Source organism: Nodosilinea sp. FACHB-141 (genome assembly GCF_014696135.1).
In the GTDB taxonomy this organism is placed as follows: domain Bacteria; phylum Cyanobacteriota; class Cyanobacteriia; order Phormidesmidales; family Phormidesmidaceae; genus Nodosilinea.
Genome location: NZ_JACJPP010000021.1, coordinates 1 through 17,036, shown reverse-complemented (window position 1 = coordinate 17,036; position 17,036 = coordinate 1). Strand labels below are relative to the sequence as shown.

The following is a 17,036-nucleotide window of genomic DNA, read 5'->3' as shown; positions in this document are numbered from 1 at the left end:
GGAGTATTAATGCTTAGCAGTATTGGCGCACTCAAGTGTAAAAAAGCTGAAGAAATTTGCAGAAACTGGGGGCTGCTTCTATGGTGAAGAGGACGACAGCAGTAGCGTTATAGGCGTTACTCACCTATTCCTGCAACCCAGTGAGTATAATCTTAAAACCCCCGCGCTTCAGGGTTCCATGGGAGGGGTACTAGGGAAGCGCCCACAGCGACAACGTCTGAGCAGGTTCTCCCTGAATCGCTACGCTTGATAATACTCTTTGATATTTAGAATATTTTTTCTATTCAAAATATTTCAAACTCTGTAGTTTCGCTTCACGTTACTTTGCAAGTTAGGTTTCTACATGCCCATTCACCGAACACTTCTTGTCATTGCTGACTCAGAGGAAGGGGACCAAGGCTACAGGCAGCAATTACAGCAGGATAGGAGTGTTGAGTACAGCATCTTGTCGGAGCAGTATCAGCCCTCCGCGGGGATGCTGTCGGCATCGCAGCCGGTTGATGGCATTTTGCTAGGTCTTCACCGTCCCCAATCCAGTAGCGTCACGGTGCTGCGGCTCTTGCAGGAGCAAATGGGCGATCGCTGCCCCCCCATCGTCGTAGTTGACCGCGATGATGCAGAGCTAGCCGTGCGGGCATTCAAACAGGGGGCCGCAGACTACTTGGTGCAAGACCGCATGACGCCCGAGGATTTGCGTCTGGCCATGCGAGACGCGATCGAAAACGCTGAGCTACGCCAGGAACTACAGCGCAGCCAGGAGCAGTTTCAAACATCGGTTGAGAATATGCTGGACTGCTTTGGCATCTTCTCGGCCCAGCGAAACGAGTCGGGGCAGATCGTAGACTTTCGCATCGACTATCTCAACCAGGCCGCCTGTGAAAACAACCGGATGACCAAAGAAATGCAGCTTGGTCGAGGGTTATGCGAGGTGCTGCCCGCCCATCGTGAATCGGGGTTGTTTGAGGAGTATTGCCAGGTCGTCGAGACGGCTGAACCGTTGATTAAAGACTCCCTCGTTTACGAGGATAGTTATGGCGATGACAACGAACAGCAGCTGGTTCGAGCGTTTGATATTCGCGCCGCCAAATTGAAGGATGGCTTTGTTGCCTCCTGGCGAGATGTGACGGAGCACAGGCAGCTGGAGTTGCAGTTGAGCCAGACTGTGGCCAATCTGCAACGACAAGAGACAGCGGTTCAACAGCTCAACCAAGATCTGACCAACCGGGTTGCTGAACTACAAAGCCTGTTAGACCTCATGCCGGTGGGGATTGCGATCGCCACCGACCCCACCTGTGCCCAGATGCACAACAACGCCTACCTGCGGCAGCTGCTCGGCGTTAGCCCTGACAGCAATATCTCCAAGAGCGCACCCGCCGATCAACAACCTTCCTATCGGGTGCTTCAAAACGGCCAGGAAATTCCTGCTGCTGAGTTACCGATGCAGGTGGCGGCCCGACTGGGGGTAGAGGTGCGAGACGCCGAGTTTGACATTCTGCTGCCCAATGGCAAGGTACACCAGTTACTTTCCTATGCCACGCCCCTGCGGGACGAGCAGAACCAAATCAGAGGGGTTGTCGGAGCCTTTTTAGACATCACAGATCGCAGCCGGGATGCCGCTGAACTCAAAGCCAGCCAGCAGCGCTACCGGGAGTTAGCGGAAGCCCTGCCGCAAATGATTTGGACTGCCGATGCTGCTGGAATTGTCACCTATCGGAATCAGCGCTGGTATGAATACACAGGGTTGAGTGAAGCCGAGTCGATCGGCATCCCGACAGCCAGTACAGTCCACCCCAACGATCGCGATCGCGCCCTAGCGCAGTGGCAGGAGGCAATCGCCAATGGAGAGCCATTTGAGACTGAATGTCGCTTTCGCCATTGGGACGGGGCGTATCAGTGGTTTATCTGCAGGGCCATGCCGACCCGTGACGGTCAAAACCGAATCACCAGCTGGATTGGCACCATTACAAACATTGATGACATCAAGCGCAGCAAGGCCTTGTTGCAGCGACAGCTGGCAGAAATCGAAGCGATTTATCAATCTGCCCCCATTGGCCTGAACGTTCTGGATACAGACCTCCGCTTTGTGCGGATCAACCAACAGCTGGCAGACATCAACGGACTCCTCGCTAAAGCCCACATCGGTCATACCGTGCGGGAACTATTCCCCGAACTGGGGGACACGATCGAGCAACTGCTACACCCGATTCTGGAAACGGGAGAACCGCTGCTCAATGTCAAAATTCAGGGTGAAATGCCAGCGCAACCCGGCGTACAGCGCACCTGGCTAGAACATTTTCTACCCTTAAAGGTGAGCGGCGAGGTGGTTGGCATCAGCACCGTTTGCGAAGAGATTACGGAACGAGTTGAGGCAGAAGCAGTGCTGCGTCAAAGCGAAGAACGCTTTCGTCATATGGCAGACAATGCGCCAGTGATGATTTGGGTGACAGACTCCACGGGCTACTGTACCTATCTCAACCGGGGCTGGTATGACTTCACCGGACAAACGGAGCAAACCGGTTTGGGGCTAGGTTGGCTCGATGCCGTGCATCCCGACGACAGCGAATCTGCCAAAACCATCTTCTTAGAGGCAACCGAACGTCACGCCGCCTTCCGGTTGGAGTATCGCTTGCGGCGCAACGATGGGGAATATTGCTGGGCGATCGACGCAGCCAGTCCCTGGTTTGGCGAGGACGGCGAGTTTAAGGGCTATATCGGCTCTGTGATCGACATTAGCGATCGCGTGCGCGTCGAAGAAGAGCGCAAACAGGCCGAGGACGCACTGCGGCTCTCGGAGGAGCGCTACCGCGCCCTGTTTGAGAACATGAATCAAGGCTTCTGCATGGCTGAAGTGCTGTTTGACGCAGACAATCAGCCCATCGATTACCGCTTGTTAGAAATCAACTCAGTCTTTGAAAAGCACTCGGGTTTGAAAGACGCCCAGGGCAAAACAGCTCGCGACCTGCACCCAGAACTGGAACAGTACTGGATCGACCTCTATGGCAGGGTTGCCCTGACGGGAGAACCGGTTCGTTATGAAAACTATTCGGAAGCCTTAGGTCGGTGGTTTGGTGTGTCTGCCTTCCGCATTGAGCAACCCGAAAGCCGCAAAGTTGCCATTTTGTTTGAGGATGTCAGTCAGCGGAAACAAACAGAAGCCGCCTTGCAAGCCAGTGAGGAGCGTTATCGATCGCTGATTGAAGCCACCGCTCAAATCATTTGGAATGAGCTAGGCGATCGAGGCGAGTTTAAGACCCCGCAACCTGCCTGGAGCGCCTTTACCGGACAAACTTTCGACAAACTGAAAGGCTGGGGCTGGCTCGATGCAGTGCATCCCGACGATCGCGCAGCCACCACTCAAGCCTGGTTAATCGCCCTAGAGAACCGTGCCCCGTATGAATTTGAGCATCGCTTGCGGCGGCACGATGGCGTGTATCGTCACATGACTGTGCGAGCTGTGCCCGTGTTTGAGGAGAATGGCGCGATTCGAGAATGGGTCGGTGTTCATAGCGATATGACCGAGCGCAAGCAGGCCGAAGCCGCTCTGCGCCGGAGTGAAGACCGCCTTCGCATGGCGATCGAGTCTGCCCAGCTAGGCACCTGGGACTGGAATTTGATTACCAATAAACTCACCTGGGATGCGGGTTGTAAAGCGATGTTTGGGTTGCCAACCGAGGCAGAGAGCAGCGTAGAGGTCTTTTTTGCGGGACTGCATCCCGATGATCGTGAACGCTTAGAACAGGTCGTGCAGGGGGCCTTCAACCCGTCCAGCGGCGGCAGCTATGACACAGAATATCGAACGATCGGCATTCAGGATGGAATTGAGCGCTGGATTGCCGCCAAAGGGCAAACCTATTTTGAGGTGGACGGAAAGCCGCTGCGGTTCATTGGCACGGTGATGGATATCACCGCTCGCAAACAGGCGGAGGAAGCGCGACGCGAGAGCGAAAACCGGTTCCGCACCCTCACCAGTCACGCCCCTGTCGGCATTTTTATGACCAATCCAGACGGCAACTGCCTCTATGTCAACGAACGCTGGTGTGAGATGGCAGGCATGTCACCCAAGGCAGCTCAAGGCACAGGATGGGTGTCTGCGCTTCACCCTGACGACCGAGAGCGGGTTGCTGATGTTTGGTATCAAGCCAGTCGAGATGGACAAGTTTTCGCGGCTGAATACCGCTTTCAAACGCCGCAAGGCAAAGTAACTTGGATTCAAGGAACTGCAACCGCCCTACAGCGCGAAGCAGGTGAGGTTTCGGGCTACCTGGGTACGTTGACCGATATTACAGATCGCAAGCAAGCCGAAGCCGCCCGCGAACAGCTCTTTCACCAAGAGCAGGCCGCACGGGAAGCGGCTGAACGCGCCAATCGCATCAAAGATGAGTTTCTAGCCGTGCTTTCCCACGAGCTGCGATCGCCGCTGAATCCCATCCTGGGTTGGGCAAAGCTATTGCAAATACGGAAGCTTGACGACGCTAAAACGGCTGAAGCGCTGGCTACAATCGAACGCAATGCGAAATTGCAGACAGAGTTGATTGACGATCTGCTGGATATTGCCAAAATCCTGCGTGGCAAACTCAGCTTAAACGTCGATTCTGTCAATTTATCTTTTGTAGTTAAGTCGGCGATCGAAACAGTTAGCTCAAACGCTGCCGCTAAATCAATTTCGCTGCATTCAACGTTGCCCAACATTGGGCAAGTGTTGGGTGATGGTGCTCGCTTGCAGCAAATTGTCTGGAACCTGTTGTCCAACGCTGTCAAATTTACTCCCAAGGGCGGCCAGGTTGACATTTACATGGAAAGGGTTGGCCATCAAGCAGAAATCACTGTAAAAGACACCGGTAAAGGGATCAACCCAGAGTTTCTTCCCCATATCTTTGAGACCTTCCGGCAAGAGGACGCCTCGATCACGCGCCAATACGGCGGGTTAGGTCTAGGTTTAGCTATTGTTCGTCAATTGGTTGAGGCTCACAATGGCACAATCACAGCTAACAGCCCCGGTGACGGGTTGGGAGCTACCTTTACCGTTAGATTGCCTCTCCTGAACGTCACCCCGGCAATTCAACCGGCAGATGGAGGGCCACAACAGGAACTCAATCTCACAGGGATTCGAGTGCTGGCTGTTGATGATGAACCTGATGCCCGTGAGCTATTAACGGTGTTACTGACTGAATATGGAGCAGAAGTTCTAGCGGTTGCCTCCGCATCGGAGGTGCTAGCCAATTTGGAGTCGTTTCAACCCGATGTGTTAGTCAGTGATATCGCGATGCCTGACGTGGATGGCTATGCGCTGATCCAGCAGGTGCGAGCTTTACCGGCTGCAAAAGGGGGACAGATTCCAGCGATCTGCCTCACCGCCTACGCCAGAGAGGAAGATTGCCAGCGCTCCATCAAGAGTGGTTTTGCCAACCATGTCGCCAAACCGCTGGAGCCAGAATGCTTGGTTCGAACTCTGATGAGCGTCACAGGCACTAAGCTAAACCATGCTGTCACCCAAAATCATTCAATAGAGTCCTAAAGCATACAATTGCTGTCAAGGTTCCTCTCTCAGCTGGGCAGAGGAATTGAGGGTGTAGCTTGCTTCCCGCAGGGTGGGCTAGATCCCACTGCGAGGGTTTGCTTTCGATTTGCTGAGGCCGTGTTGGCTTAGCGAAAAATCTCAGCCATGGGAGTACTGAAGCCTGGCAATAGCGGAGACGAGAGTGTGTCGTCAACCAAGAGCGTACCGACCAGTTGGAGCTGGGCTTCAGCGCGACGATAGATTTCCAGGGTTTTGAGCTGCCAGTTGACAATCCAATATTCCTGTACCCCGTAGCGGGAATAGAGTTTGAGCTTGACTTCCTGGTCGCGCTGCTCGTTCAGGTCGCCAGGAGACAGCACCTCCACCATCAGCTCTGGAGCTACGATGAGGTGCCCTGCATCGTCTACACCATCAGCTAAGCGCGCCTGGCTAATCCACACCACGTCGGGAATCACAGCGTCTGTAGGGGTAAAAACGACCCCTGGGGCTTGAAATGCGGAGCCTAACCCTGTCTGCTCAGACCAGTTTTCTAAACGCACATGCAGCTTTCCGGCGGCACCTTGGTGGCGAATGTGGGGAGCACGGGTCACGTAGAGTTCTCCGTCGATGATTTCGTAGCGCTTCCAGCCGCCGTCGTCGGGCATGGCGGCTAGATCGCGGGTAGTCCAAGGTTGGGAGTAAGCGACCATAGCAGGTACCGATGGGCTTGTTTTAAGTTTAGGGTTCCTTGGGGGAAGCTGCTTCAATAGGCTGGGGTTTGCGTTCTCAAGTGCAAAAAAGCTGAAGAAATCGGCAGAAACCGGGGGCTGCTTCTATGGTGAAGGGGACGACAGCAGGAGCGATCGCCCCCCATGCCCCCATCCACCACATCCATCAACTGGGCCACACTGCAAAACGGCTCCGATATTCGCGGCGTGGCCCTGGAGGGGGTTGCGGGTCAGGCAGTTAACCTCACCCCTGAGGTAGCCACCACCTTGGGCAAAGCCTTTGCCACTTGGCTTTCTGCCGAGTTGAGCATTCCAGTGGCAGAATTAGCGATCGCCGTAGGTCGCGACAGCCGCCTCTCTGGCCCCATCCTAATGCAGGCGGTGATCGACGGCATGGCTTCCCTGGGCTGTCGGGTACTGGATGTGGCTATGGCCTCGACTCCGGCCATGTTTATGGCCACCGTGCTGCCCGAGTTTAGCTGCCACGGCGCGATTATGATGACCGCCAGCCATCTGCCCTTCAACCGCAACGGCCTCAAGTTTTTCACCCGCCAGGGCGGCCTCGGCAAAAAGGATATCTCGCGCATTTTAGAGTTGGCTGAGCAGGGCAATTTCCCGATTGCGACAGCTCTTGGCTCGGTAGAAAGCCGCGACTTAATCGGTGCCTATGCAGCGGGCTTGGTGCAGCAGATTCGCCAATCGGTGAACCATCCCGACAACTTTGACCAACCGCTGCAAGGGCTCAAAATCATTGTCGATGCAGGCAATGGGGCGGGCGGCTTTTTCGCCAGCCAGGTGCTCGAACCTTTGGGCGCTGACACCACCGGTAGCCAATTCCTTGACCCTGATGGCACCTTTCCCAACCACGTGCCCAACCCCGAGGATGCAGCGGCGATCGCCTCGATTTGCCAAGCGGTAGTCACTCAGGGGGCCGACTTTGGCCTGATCTTTGACACCGATGTCGATCGCGGTGCAGCGGTCGACGCCGACGGCCGTGAACTCAACCGCAACCGCCTGATCGCGCTAATTTCTGCGATCGTGCTGCAAGAGCACCCCGGCACCACCATCGTCACCGACTCCACCACCTCCGACGGGCTCACCCAGTTCATCGAAGGCGATCTGGGGGGCATTCACCATCGCTTTAAGCGAGGCTACAAGAATGTGATCAATGAGGCCATCCGGCTCAATGCGATCGGTCAACCCAGCTGGCTCGCCATTGAGGCCTCGGGCCACGGAGCAATGAAAGAGAACTACTTCTTAGATGATGGGGCCTACCTTGTCAGCAAGCTGCTCGTCGAACTGGCCAAAGCTCGCCTCACCGGCAGACGCCTCACCGACCTGATCGCCACCCTACAAGACCCCCACGACAGCCAAGAGTATCGGCTCACAATTCTGGCCCCCAACGCCCAAGCCTACGGCGCGGAGGTGATGAACCAGCTGCAAGCGTTTGTCGCTGCCCAGGCCGATTGGGCAGTGGTGCCCAACACCCATGAAGGAGTACGGGTCGCTTGCCAATTGCCCGCCGAGCATGGTTGGTTCATGGTACGCATGTCGCTCCACGACCCGGTGATGGTGCTGAATATTGAGTCGAATGTGCCAGAAGGAGTGGCTAAAATAGCGCAGCGCCTTCAGGCGTTTTTCTCTTCCCTGGCTGAGCTAGATATTTCGGCATTAGAACGGTAACCTATGGTCTCTTTGTCTCAGCTGCCCAAATGGGCGATCGCCGGCCTAGCCTTCCCCATAATCTGTCTCAATGGCTGGCTGCTCTACAAACTGGTGGGAGTGTTGCACCCCATTCCCAGCATCGTCATCACCGCTAGCCTGATAGCCTTTCTACTCGACTACCCCATCGACTGGCTCGAAAAGCGAGGGCTGGCCCGAGGGTTGGCGGTGGCTCTGGTAGTGCTACTGGCCGTTCTGCTCACCACCATTCTGGTCGTCTTTTTGGGGCCGCAGGTGTGGCAGCAGCTCAACGAGTTTGCCCTACGGTTACCAGGCTGGATTGATCAAGGTAAAACTCAGCTGCTGCTGTTAGAAGACCGGGCGATTTTTCAAACTCTACCTGTCAACCTTGACCAGCTGACGGAGCAAGCTGCCAATCAGCTCACCAACACGCTGCAAGCGACCACCACCCAAGCCATTAGCGTCACCCTCAGCACCCTCGACAGTGCCCTAAACTTGCTGATCACTGCTGTCCTGGCCCTGTTGCTGGTGATCAACGGCGACTCGCTTTGGGAAGGTTTGCTCAGCTGGTTGCCCGCCCCTTGGCGATCGCAAATTCGCAATGCGCTACGGCCCAGCTTTCAGGGCTATTTTTCAGGGCAAGCTACCCTGGCGCTGATTTTGGCCGTGGCCCAGTCAACGGCCCTCATTTTGCTAAACGTGCCCTTTGGTCTGCTGTTTGGCCTAGTGATTGGCCTGGTCAGCGTCATTCCCTTTGGCGGCACGGTAGCGGTCGTGGGAATCAGCACGCTGCTGGCCTTTCAAAATGTGTGGCTGGCCCTAAAAGTGTTGGGGGTAGCGTTTTTGCTGGGGCAAGTTAACGACAACTTGGTGGCCCCGCGCCTAATGGGCGGCATTACTGGGCTCAACCCAGCGGTGATTATCGTGGCACTATTAATCGGGTCAAAATTTGCCGGATTTTTAGGGCTGCTGCTGGCCGTACCCACCGCCAGCTTTATTAAGAAGATTGTTGACGCGGTGCGCGATCCGAGATGCGAGCCGGAGATAGAGCCCCTTCAAAGCGGTGTTCTAGAATCTAAGCCACTTTAGCAACACCTGAATTATTCATGACCCTAAGCCAAGGCAGTACGGGCCAGAGGCTCATCTCACAGGAGGGCAGTCTTTCAAATCTTGGGGTCCTCAGGAGAATTCTTGTGAGATAGCCGTTCCGGCTGTCCAATCCTCCGCCTTAGCCTTTAACTTTTGCGAGCCGCTTTCAATATGCTATCCAGTAAGCCAGGGAACGCTGCTTCTAAATCGTCGCGGCGCAGAGAATTCATGTGCTGAGTGCCCTGTTTGCGGCAGTGCAGCACCCCGGCCTCGCGCAAAATCTTGAAGTGGTGGGAGAGGGTTGACTTTGCCACCCCCAAATCTAAATCAGAGCAGCAGAGCTCGTCATTGCTGGCGAGACGCTGCACAATTTCGAGGCGCACGGGGTCGCCGAGGGCGTACAAAACCCCTTCGAGGGCAATGTCTTGGCAGTTGGGATGGTGAATGGGTCGCATAGTTGCATTATGCCACGGCAGGCGCTATAGTTTGATTGTTCGAAGTTTTCGAATAAATGAAATTCGCCTAGTTGGCGGAGGTATTCTATGTCCGCAGTTGCAAGCATTACCCAAGATACGTTTCAAACCGAAGTGCTGAAAAGTGACGTGCCGGTTCTAGTTGACTTTTGGGCACCGTGGTGTGGCCCCTGCCGTATGGTGGCAAGAGTTGTCGATGAGGTGGCCCAGCAGTACGAAGGGCAGCTCAAGGTGGTTAAGGTCAACACCGACGAGCAGCCGGGCATTGCCTCCCACTACGGCATTCGCAGCATTCCCACGCTCATGGTGTTTATGGGCGGCGAAAAGATGGAGCAGGTGGTCGGAGCCGTGTCCAAAGCCACTCTAGATAAAGCTGTTGAGCCGTTTCTCAGCTAACTAGTCACAGTCGATCGTAAGGGCAAACGGTTGTTTGCCCTTACCCAACCCATGCCGCTATTAGACCTCCCCTAACCTCAATCTAGTGTGGGCGATCGCCCTCTGGATCGGTCTTTACATCGCCGCTTACCCGGCCTGAGCATCGTTAAACTATTGTCCCGTTTCGGCCTCGATCCTTACTAGGGCTACTGGCTTTCGCCCTAGTGAGCCTTACGATTCTGCGGAATTCTTTAGCGCTAACCATCCCAAAGGAGATCCCATGTCCACTGAAAAGAATCTGTTCACCCCGATCAAGCTCGGTGCGTACGAACTGCCCAACCGCATTGTGATGGCTCCCCTCACTCGCAATCGTGCTGGAGAGGGCAATGTACCTCAGGCGTTGAATGTGACCTACTATGAGCAGCGAGCCTCTGCTGGGCTGATCATTACTGAGGCCAGTCAGGTCTCACCCCAAGGCATGGGCTACCCCTCCACCCCCGGCATTCACAGTGCTGAACAGATCGCTGGATGGCAAAAAATCACTGAGGCCGTCCATGCTAAGGACGGTCGGATCTTCTTGCAGCTGTGGCACGTAGGCCGCATTTCCCACCCGTCGCTACAGCCCGATGGGGCAACGCCCGTCGCCCCTAGCGCCATTCAGCCAAAGGGCGACGCCATGACCTACGAGGGTATGCAGCGCTTTGTCACGCCCAGAGCGCTAGAGCTGGATGAAATTCCTGGAATTATCGATCAATATCGCCATGCCGCCAAGCATGCCTTAGAAGCGGGCTTTGACGGTGTGGAGGTGCACGGGGCCAACGGCTATCTGCTCGATCAGTTTTTGCGCGATGGCAGCAACCACCGCACCGATGCCTACGGCGGTCCGGTCGAAAACCGCGCCCGCCTACTGCTGGAAGTGACCGAGGCTGTGGTGGAAGTTTGGGGAAGCGATCGCGTTGGCGTCCGCCTTTCCCCCAGCAGCACCTTCAACGACATGACTGACTCTGACCCCAGAGCCACTTTCGGCTATGCCATTCAGGCGCTCAACCGATTTAACCTGGCCTATCTGCACCTGCTCGAACCCAGTGAGGCCGACCTGCGCTACGGCGGCACCCCCATCCCCACCAAAGAATTTCGGCCCCTGTATGACGGTCTGCTAATGGTGAACTGGGACTATGACCAGGCGGCGGGTAATGCGGCGATCGCCAGCGGCGATGCCGACTTGGTCTCCTACGGCAAGCTGTTCATCGCCAACCCCGACCTGCCCGAGCGCTTTGCAAAAAATGCGCCGCTGAACGAGCCCAATCCTGACACTTTCTACGGCGGCGGGGAAGAAGGGTACGTCGACTATCCCACCTTGGCTGAGGTCGCATAGGGCTGGGCGCAAACTACGTGGGCTAACGACTTTTTCTAAGCGATTCTCCTGCCGGTGAGCCAAGATCTTTAACCAGATTTGGCTCACTTTTTTGCTCAGCAACAAACGGCTTTCCATCTGCGTCTTTCGGTGTAGTTTGCATTGCCTCCACTACAACTAGGAAGCGCACTGATGAAAGCCGCAAAGATTCTTTTGGCGGGGTTAATTGGGCTGTCTAGTGCGACTGCCCTTCCCCTCCCGAGCCATGCCGATGAGTTTACTTGCCAGGGTAATCTGGGCAACACCACTGTGGATAACCTGCGGGTGCCCGAAGATGCCACCTGCACCCTTAACGGCACCCGCGTTGAAGGCAACATCACAGTGGAATCGGGGGCTGTGCTAATTGCCCGCAGTGTGCGCGTTGAGGGCAACATTCAGGCCGAAGATGCTGACCAGGTGACAGTGACCACCCGCTCTATGGTCGGTGGCGACATTCAGATTAAACAGTCGGGCGGCGTGATGGTAGCCGACACTCGCATTGGCGGCGACCTGCAACTTGAGGAGAACCGGCGATCGCTGCTCAGCCAGGGCAACACCATCGGCGGCAACCTACAGGCCTTTAAGAACGAGGGTGGCCTGCGTGTTTCTAGCAACCGCATTGACGGCAACTTGCAGTGCAAAGAAAATCGCCCTGTCCCTAGCGGCAACGGCAACATGGTGCGGGGCAACAAAGAAGACCAGTGCGCCCGATTCTAAAAGCTCTTGCTTTAAAGTCCTTGGGCAAGGGGCGGTGTAGCTAGTCCCCCAAAGCGGCGCTGGCGGCTTTGGTACCAGTACAGGGCCTGGTGAAAGGCGGCGCGATCGAACTCAGGCCATAGCAGGTCGGTAAAGTACAACTCGGTATAGGCCAGCTGCCAGGGCAAAAAGTTGCTCAGCCGCTGCTCACCGCTGGTGCGAATCAGCAAGTCGGGATCGGGCATTGGGTAGGTCAGCAGCGCGCGGCCCAAAGCTTCCTCATCGACCTGCTCTAGGGATAGAGCTCCGCAGGCCACCTGCTGGGCAATTTGGCGCGTGGCCATCACGAGCTCTTGCCGTCCGCCGTAGTTCACCGCTACGTTAAATCGCACTCGCTGATTGTCTTGGGTCAGGGTCATGGCTTCTGTCATCAGCGATCGCAGCCGCTCCGGCAGCGGCGATAGGTCCCCCAAAAACTGAATTCGCACGCCCTCTCGCTGCATTTCGGCCAGTTCGCGACGCAGCAGCCGATCAAACAACCGCATCAGAAAGTTCACTTCCTCCATCGGTCGCCGCCAGTTTTCGGTCGAAAAGGCATAGACCGTCAGCGCCCCAATGCCCCAGTCTTTGCAGCAGCGCAGCAGGTCTTTTACCGTTTTGGCCCCCTGGCGGTGGCCCGCGATGCGCGGCATGCCTCGTTGGGTAGCCCAGCGACCGTTACCATCCATAATCACCGCCACGTGCTGAGGCAGCGCTTCGGCATAGAGGTCCGCTGGCAATGTCGCAAAATCAATGATCTGGGCCATTTCAAATACTCCTTATACATAAGTCGCTAAACAATATGAGTTCAAACAACCAACGGTTCTTGTCGGGGGGAACAGTTCTTTGCGATCGCCGTTCGCTTCTGCCTGAGTTGAGCTGAAGTTGGGTTCTCTAGCCCTCAACCCTCCCTAAACATGGTTGGGATGTGGGCCAAATAGCTCCTTTAAATAGGGCTGAGTTAGCGATCGATCCCACTGCCACAGCACCCGCATCACCTGGTCAAAGGTATAGAGAAAGGTGAGCCGGTGGTTGTGGCTCCACTGTCCCCAAGCGAGTTCAGCCGTCATGCGGCGCAGAGTGTGAATGAGGCTGCCCTGCAACTGCGGCTGTTGCCACTTCTTCACCATTGCGTGAGCTAGGGTACCCGCAATCATTCCCAAACCAGTGTCAGGGTAGGCCCAGCGACCAAAGCCCCAGAACTTAGTCATGTGGTTGATCTCGTCAATGAGTAACTCCCCCAGCGCCGCCTGGAGGGGGCCGGTGGTGTAGGCCATCATCCACAGGTAGAGGCAGGCAGCCCCGTACTCGGTGGCGATGCGGTGCAGCCCGTGGCGGTAGAGATCGGCGCGGGCTGCACCGCTGGGAGTGTAGGGCCTCGCCCGGTGGGGAACGGGATGGGGGCGTTCTCCAGAGAGACGATGGTAGAGCATGGTCAAGATAGGGGTGTGACGCTTCTCTTCTCGCTCCCAGAGCCCTGGCTTGATCACTCCGGCAGCATCCACTGTGCCGCCGACAAACTGGGCCATTTGGGGATAGAAATGCTCCAGGTATTGACGGCTGGCTTGGCTATAGCCACGAATGGGGGCCTCGGTGTTGATCGTTCCCAGCAGAATGGCGCAGAAGGTGTCAAGGCCAATGCCGCTGATCTGATCGGGAGAAATAGCGGCCCAATTCACCGGATTCCATCGGCGCGGCTGGGGATCTTGAAACTGGTGCGGTAGGTCGGCAAGGCGATCGCACAGATGCGCCACCGTCACGTACCGCCGAGTTAGGGTCGCAATGCGTTGGTTTGCTAGCCTGAAGCTAAGGGGCGGCTGCCAGGGGCCAGCTAAATCGTCCGCCAAGGCAGTTAGCGGTGATAAAAGTGTGGCGGTCATATTTGATACCCTTTGCGTGAGCTATGGTTGGGTAAGTTCACCGTAGCTCTAGGGATTGCTGCCGTCGGTCGGCTAGGGTCGGCCATTCACTCAACGGCCAGTAGTCCAGAGGCGGAAAAAGGCGGAAACCGTCCATCGGGGATGAAAGAAATCTAAATCTCGGCTAGAGTTGTGGCCGTGGAGGATACCAGCAGCTATGGCTTCAGATGCGGTAGAACTGGCAGATCGACTTGTCTTCACCGTTACCGGACGGCATCTGAACGATTTGCAGCGCACCATTTTGTACCAGGTGTGGCACGGCCAAAAGTATCTCGACATTGCCAACACCGCTGGCTACACCGAGGGCCATATCAAAGACGTGGCCTACCAAATGTGGCGGCTGTTGTCCCGGGTGACCGGTGAGAAAGTAACGAAATCTACTCTAAAGTCGGCGCTGAAGCGATCGCTGCTCAAGATGGGCATTGATGTCTCAGGAGCCAGCACTGCCCTTGGATTTGCAGATTCGGCGGGACAGCGAGAGGCGTTGCCTTTGGTCTCCCAATCTCCTCAAACTTTGGGGAATCTAGAGTCCCAGGTCGCCTCTTGTGACAGCACACAGTCTGCGCCTACAACCCCGACAAATCCTAATTTTGTCGGGCGACAGGAGTCGATCGCCTGCCTTACTGCCCTTATCGCCCAGGGCCACCACACCATTCTCATCCAGGGAGAAGGTGGCCTTGGCAAAACCACCCTAGCCCAGCATTTCGTCGCCGAGCAGTCGGTAGATCTAACCCTAGAACTGCTGATGGCCAAAGATCCCGCTGACATCACCCCAGTTGAATGGGTGGTAGAAGAATGGCTGCGTCAGGATTTTGGCGTCGAGCCAGGGCGCGAGTTTGGGGTGACGCTCGATCGCTTGCGTCGACACCTGCGCCAGCAGCGCGTCGCTGTATTAATAGACAACTTGGAACCTGCCTTAGATGTTCAAGGCCAGTTCATTGCGCCCCATCGCCGCTACAGCGAACTGCTCAGGGTTTTAGCCGACAGTCGAGGCCAAACGCTGACCCTGATCACGAGCCGCGATCGCCTCTGCGAACCCGGCATTCCCATCACCCACTACCGTCTGCCAGGGTTAGAGCTTCCTGCTTGGGCTACTTACTTTGCCCACCGAGGCGTCCCCGACCATGGGGATGTGTTGGCCGCGATGCACAGTGCCTACGGCGGCAATGCCAAGGCGATGGAAATTTTGGCTGGGGCGGTACAGGCCGACTTCGAAGGCAGCCTCGCGCTCTATTGGCAGGCCCACAGTCAAGATCTGCTCGGCCCGGTAGATCTCAAGAACCTGGTCGAAAGCCAAATTTACCGCCTACGTGATCTTGACCCAGATGCCCATCGCCTGTTCTGCCGTCTGGGTGTCTACCGCTACCAAGACGTGCCAACTGTTCCTTGGGAATCTGTGCAGTGCCTGATGGCCGATACTCCCGCTGCGCGCCACCAGGCGATCGTGACTTCCCTGCGGAATCGATCGCTGTTAGAGTGCCGCCAGGGTCAATACTGGCTGCATCCTGTAGTGCGAGCAGGGGCCTTAGCTCAGCTCGCCGCCAATTCTGAGAATTCCTCCGAGTGGGAATCTGCCCACCGCGCCGCCGCCCGCTGCTGGAGCGATCGCATTCAGCGCATCTGCACCCTCGACGATGCCATTCAAGCGCTAGAAGCCTACTACCACTACGTTGCCATTGGTAACTACGGCGCGGCGGCGCGAGTCATCCTCCACAGCCGCGACAACCAGTGGCAGCAGTTTTTGCCCCTGGGCAGCACCCTCTACCGCATGGGCCTAGTGCAGCCGGTCACCGATGCGATCACCGCCATCATCGACCACATTCCCACCGAGAATGCCGACGCCAGTGAGCTGTCAAACATTTTGGGCGACCTGTATTGGATACAGGGGCGTTTGGAGCAAGCGCTCGCTTGCCAGCAGAATGCGATCGCGATCGCCCAAACCTGCCTGCGCACCGAAGCTCCTGATGCCGATACCCACCGCTGGTACTACCTCACCATGCTGGTGGTCGACTCCCAACTCAGCCTCGGTCTCTATCACTTAGATCTATGGAATCTTGAGGCCGCCGCCACCTGGTTTAGCCAGGTAATCGCCACTGCCACTGGCACTCGTCACCAGCCCTGGGCTGACAAAGCCACCACCTGTCTGGCTCTGGTGCAGTCATATCAGGGCGATCGCGCCTCTGCCCAAACCCTAGCCGATTCCATTATCGAGCAGGTGCGGGGCCAAGGCCAAAGCGGTCGCCATGCCTTTTTTGTCCAACTGTTAGGTCATACCTATCTCAACCTCGGCGATCTCGATCGGGCAGAATCGTTGTTTACTTCTGCCATCCAGGCGGCCGAGGCCGGTCACTACCTGCAAATCAAGGCCAACGCGCTAATTGGGCTGGGTAGGCTAAATCATCAGCGGGGAGATACGGCAGGGGCCGTGGAAAATTGTCGGGGAGCGATCGCTCTGCTTGACGAAGTCGGTGCCCACTGTGATCTCGCCGCTGCTCACCTCCAGTACGCCCTTACCTTGGCCTGCCTACCTATGCACCTCGCCGAAGCCGAGGCTCAATTGTACAAGGCTCTCAACTTGTTTCAAGCCATCCCTGCGCCCCAGCAGATCGCCAGGGCCAAACAAGCTTGGATGCAACAGCCAGTACCGAACTGAGGCCCTACCCCAAATGGTCTAGGTCGGAAGTAGCGCAATTACCGGACCTTGCTGGGTAGTTATCTACCCAAGGTTGTTTACAATCTGCAACATTTTAGTTAATGTAAGTACATACATAACCCGCTTGTCCTTGCGGATGGGCACAAAGCAAACCTAACTGCACTCATCTTTATCATGACTACGACGTTACAAAGACAACAAACTGCCTCCCTGTGGGAGCAGTTTTGCCAGTGGGTGACCAGCACCGAGAACCGCCTGTATGTGGGCTGGTTCGGCGTGCTGATGATCCCCACCCTGCTAGCTGCGACCGCCTGCTTCGTTGTTGCGTTCATCGCAGCGCCTCCCGTTGACATCGACGGCATCCGTGAGCCCGTAGCTGGCTCCTTGATGTACGGCAACAATATCATCTCCGGTGCCGTTGTGCCCTCGTCAAACGCCATCGGTCTGCACTTCTACCCCATCTGGGAAGCCGCTTCCCTCGATGAGTGGCT

At 56.3% G+C, this 17,036-nt stretch carries 11 protein-coding genes and 1 pseudogene; 8 read left to right on the top strand and 4 right to left on the bottom strand.

The window, feature by feature from the left end:
• Window positions 1-343: 343 nt before the first annotated feature.
• Complete coding sequence (locus H6F59_RS21015; protein ID WP_190705132.1) at window positions 344-5,515, top strand: PAS domain S-box protein; 5,172 nt, start codon at window positions 344-346, stop codon at window positions 5,513-5,515.
• 128 nt (window positions 5,516-5,643) lie between these two features.
• Here the strand turns inward: H6F59_RS21015 and H6F59_RS21010 are convergent, their stop codons facing one another.
• Window positions 5,644-6,207 carry a Uma2 family endonuclease gene (locus H6F59_RS21010; protein WP_190705128.1) on the bottom strand — a complete coding sequence of 188 codons (564 nt, stop codon included), beginning with the start codon at window positions 6,205-6,207 and terminating at the stop codon, window positions 5,644-5,646.
• 162 nt (window positions 6,208-6,369) lie between these two features.
• Between H6F59_RS21010 and H6F59_RS21005 the strand changes: the two genes are divergently transcribed.
• Window positions 6,370-7,908, top strand: a complete 1,539-nt coding sequence (locus tag H6F59_RS21005; protein ID WP_190705124.1) for a phosphomannomutase/phosphoglucomutase — start codon at window positions 6,370-6,372, stop codon at window positions 7,906-7,908.
• A gap of 3 nt (window positions 7,909-7,911) precedes the next feature.
• A complete protein-coding gene (locus H6F59_RS21000; RefSeq protein WP_190705120.1) occupies window positions 7,912-8,997 on the top strand; it encodes an AI-2E family transporter in 1,086 nt (361 codons plus the stop codon).
• Window positions 8,998-9,143: 146 nt separating this feature from the next.
• Here H6F59_RS21000 and H6F59_RS20995 read toward each other — a convergent pair whose 3' ends face one another.
• Complete coding sequence (locus tag H6F59_RS20995) at window positions 9,144-9,452, bottom strand: helix-turn-helix transcriptional regulator (RefSeq protein WP_190705117.1); 309 nt, start codon at window positions 9,450-9,452, stop codon at window positions 9,144-9,146.
• A gap of 87 nt (window positions 9,453-9,539) precedes the next feature.
• Between H6F59_RS20995 and trxA the strand changes: the two genes are divergently transcribed.
• The 3 genes from trxA to H6F59_RS20980 all read left to right on the top strand — a co-directional run bounded on the left by trxA (window position 9,540) and on the right by H6F59_RS20980 (window position 11,955).
• The gene (trxA, locus tag H6F59_RS20990; RefSeq protein ID WP_190705114.1) at window positions 9,540-9,866 is read left to right on the top strand and encodes a thioredoxin; all 327 of its coding nucleotides are present in this window, start codon (window positions 9,540-9,542) and stop codon (window positions 9,864-9,866) included.
• Window positions 9,867-10,125: 259 nt separating this feature from the next.
• Window positions 10,126-11,220, top strand: coding sequence for an alkene reductase (locus tag H6F59_RS20985; protein ID WP_190705110.1), 1,095 nt, complete (start codon window positions 10,126-10,128; stop codon window positions 11,218-11,220).
• A 171-nt stretch (window positions 11,221-11,391) separates the two neighbouring features.
• A complete protein-coding gene (locus tag H6F59_RS20980) occupies window positions 11,392-11,955 on the top strand; it encodes a hypothetical protein (protein WP_190705106.1) in 564 nt (187 codons plus the stop codon).
• Window positions 11,956-11,966: 11 nt separating this feature from the next.
• Here the strand turns inward: H6F59_RS20980 and H6F59_RS20975 are convergent, their stop codons facing one another.
• Window positions 11,967-12,740 (bottom strand): isoprenyl transferase, encoded by a 774-nt coding sequence (locus tag H6F59_RS20975; protein WP_190705102.1) that lies wholly within the window; start codon window positions 12,738-12,740, stop codon window positions 11,967-11,969.
• Between the two features lie 144 nt (window positions 12,741-12,884).
• Window positions 12,885-13,853 carry a ferritin-like domain-containing protein gene (locus tag H6F59_RS20970; RefSeq protein WP_190705099.1) on the bottom strand — a complete coding sequence of 323 codons (969 nt, stop codon included), beginning with the start codon at window positions 13,851-13,853 and terminating at the stop codon, window positions 12,885-12,887.
• Window positions 13,854-14,049: 196 nt separating this feature from the next.
• Here H6F59_RS20970 and H6F59_RS20965 point away from each other — a divergent pair, with 196 nt between their 5' ends.
• Together H6F59_RS20965 and H6F59_RS20960 are read left to right on the top strand one after the other, a co-directional pair.
• Window positions 14,050-16,545 (top strand): lipopolysaccharide assembly protein LapB, encoded by a 2,496-nt coding sequence (locus H6F59_RS20965; protein WP_190705096.1) that lies wholly within the window; start codon window positions 14,050-14,052, stop codon window positions 16,543-16,545.
• Window positions 16,546-16,719: 174 nt separating this feature from the next.
• Window positions 16,720-17,036 (top strand): annotated as a pseudogene (locus tag H6F59_RS20960) (photosystem II q(b) protein); the annotation flags it as partial.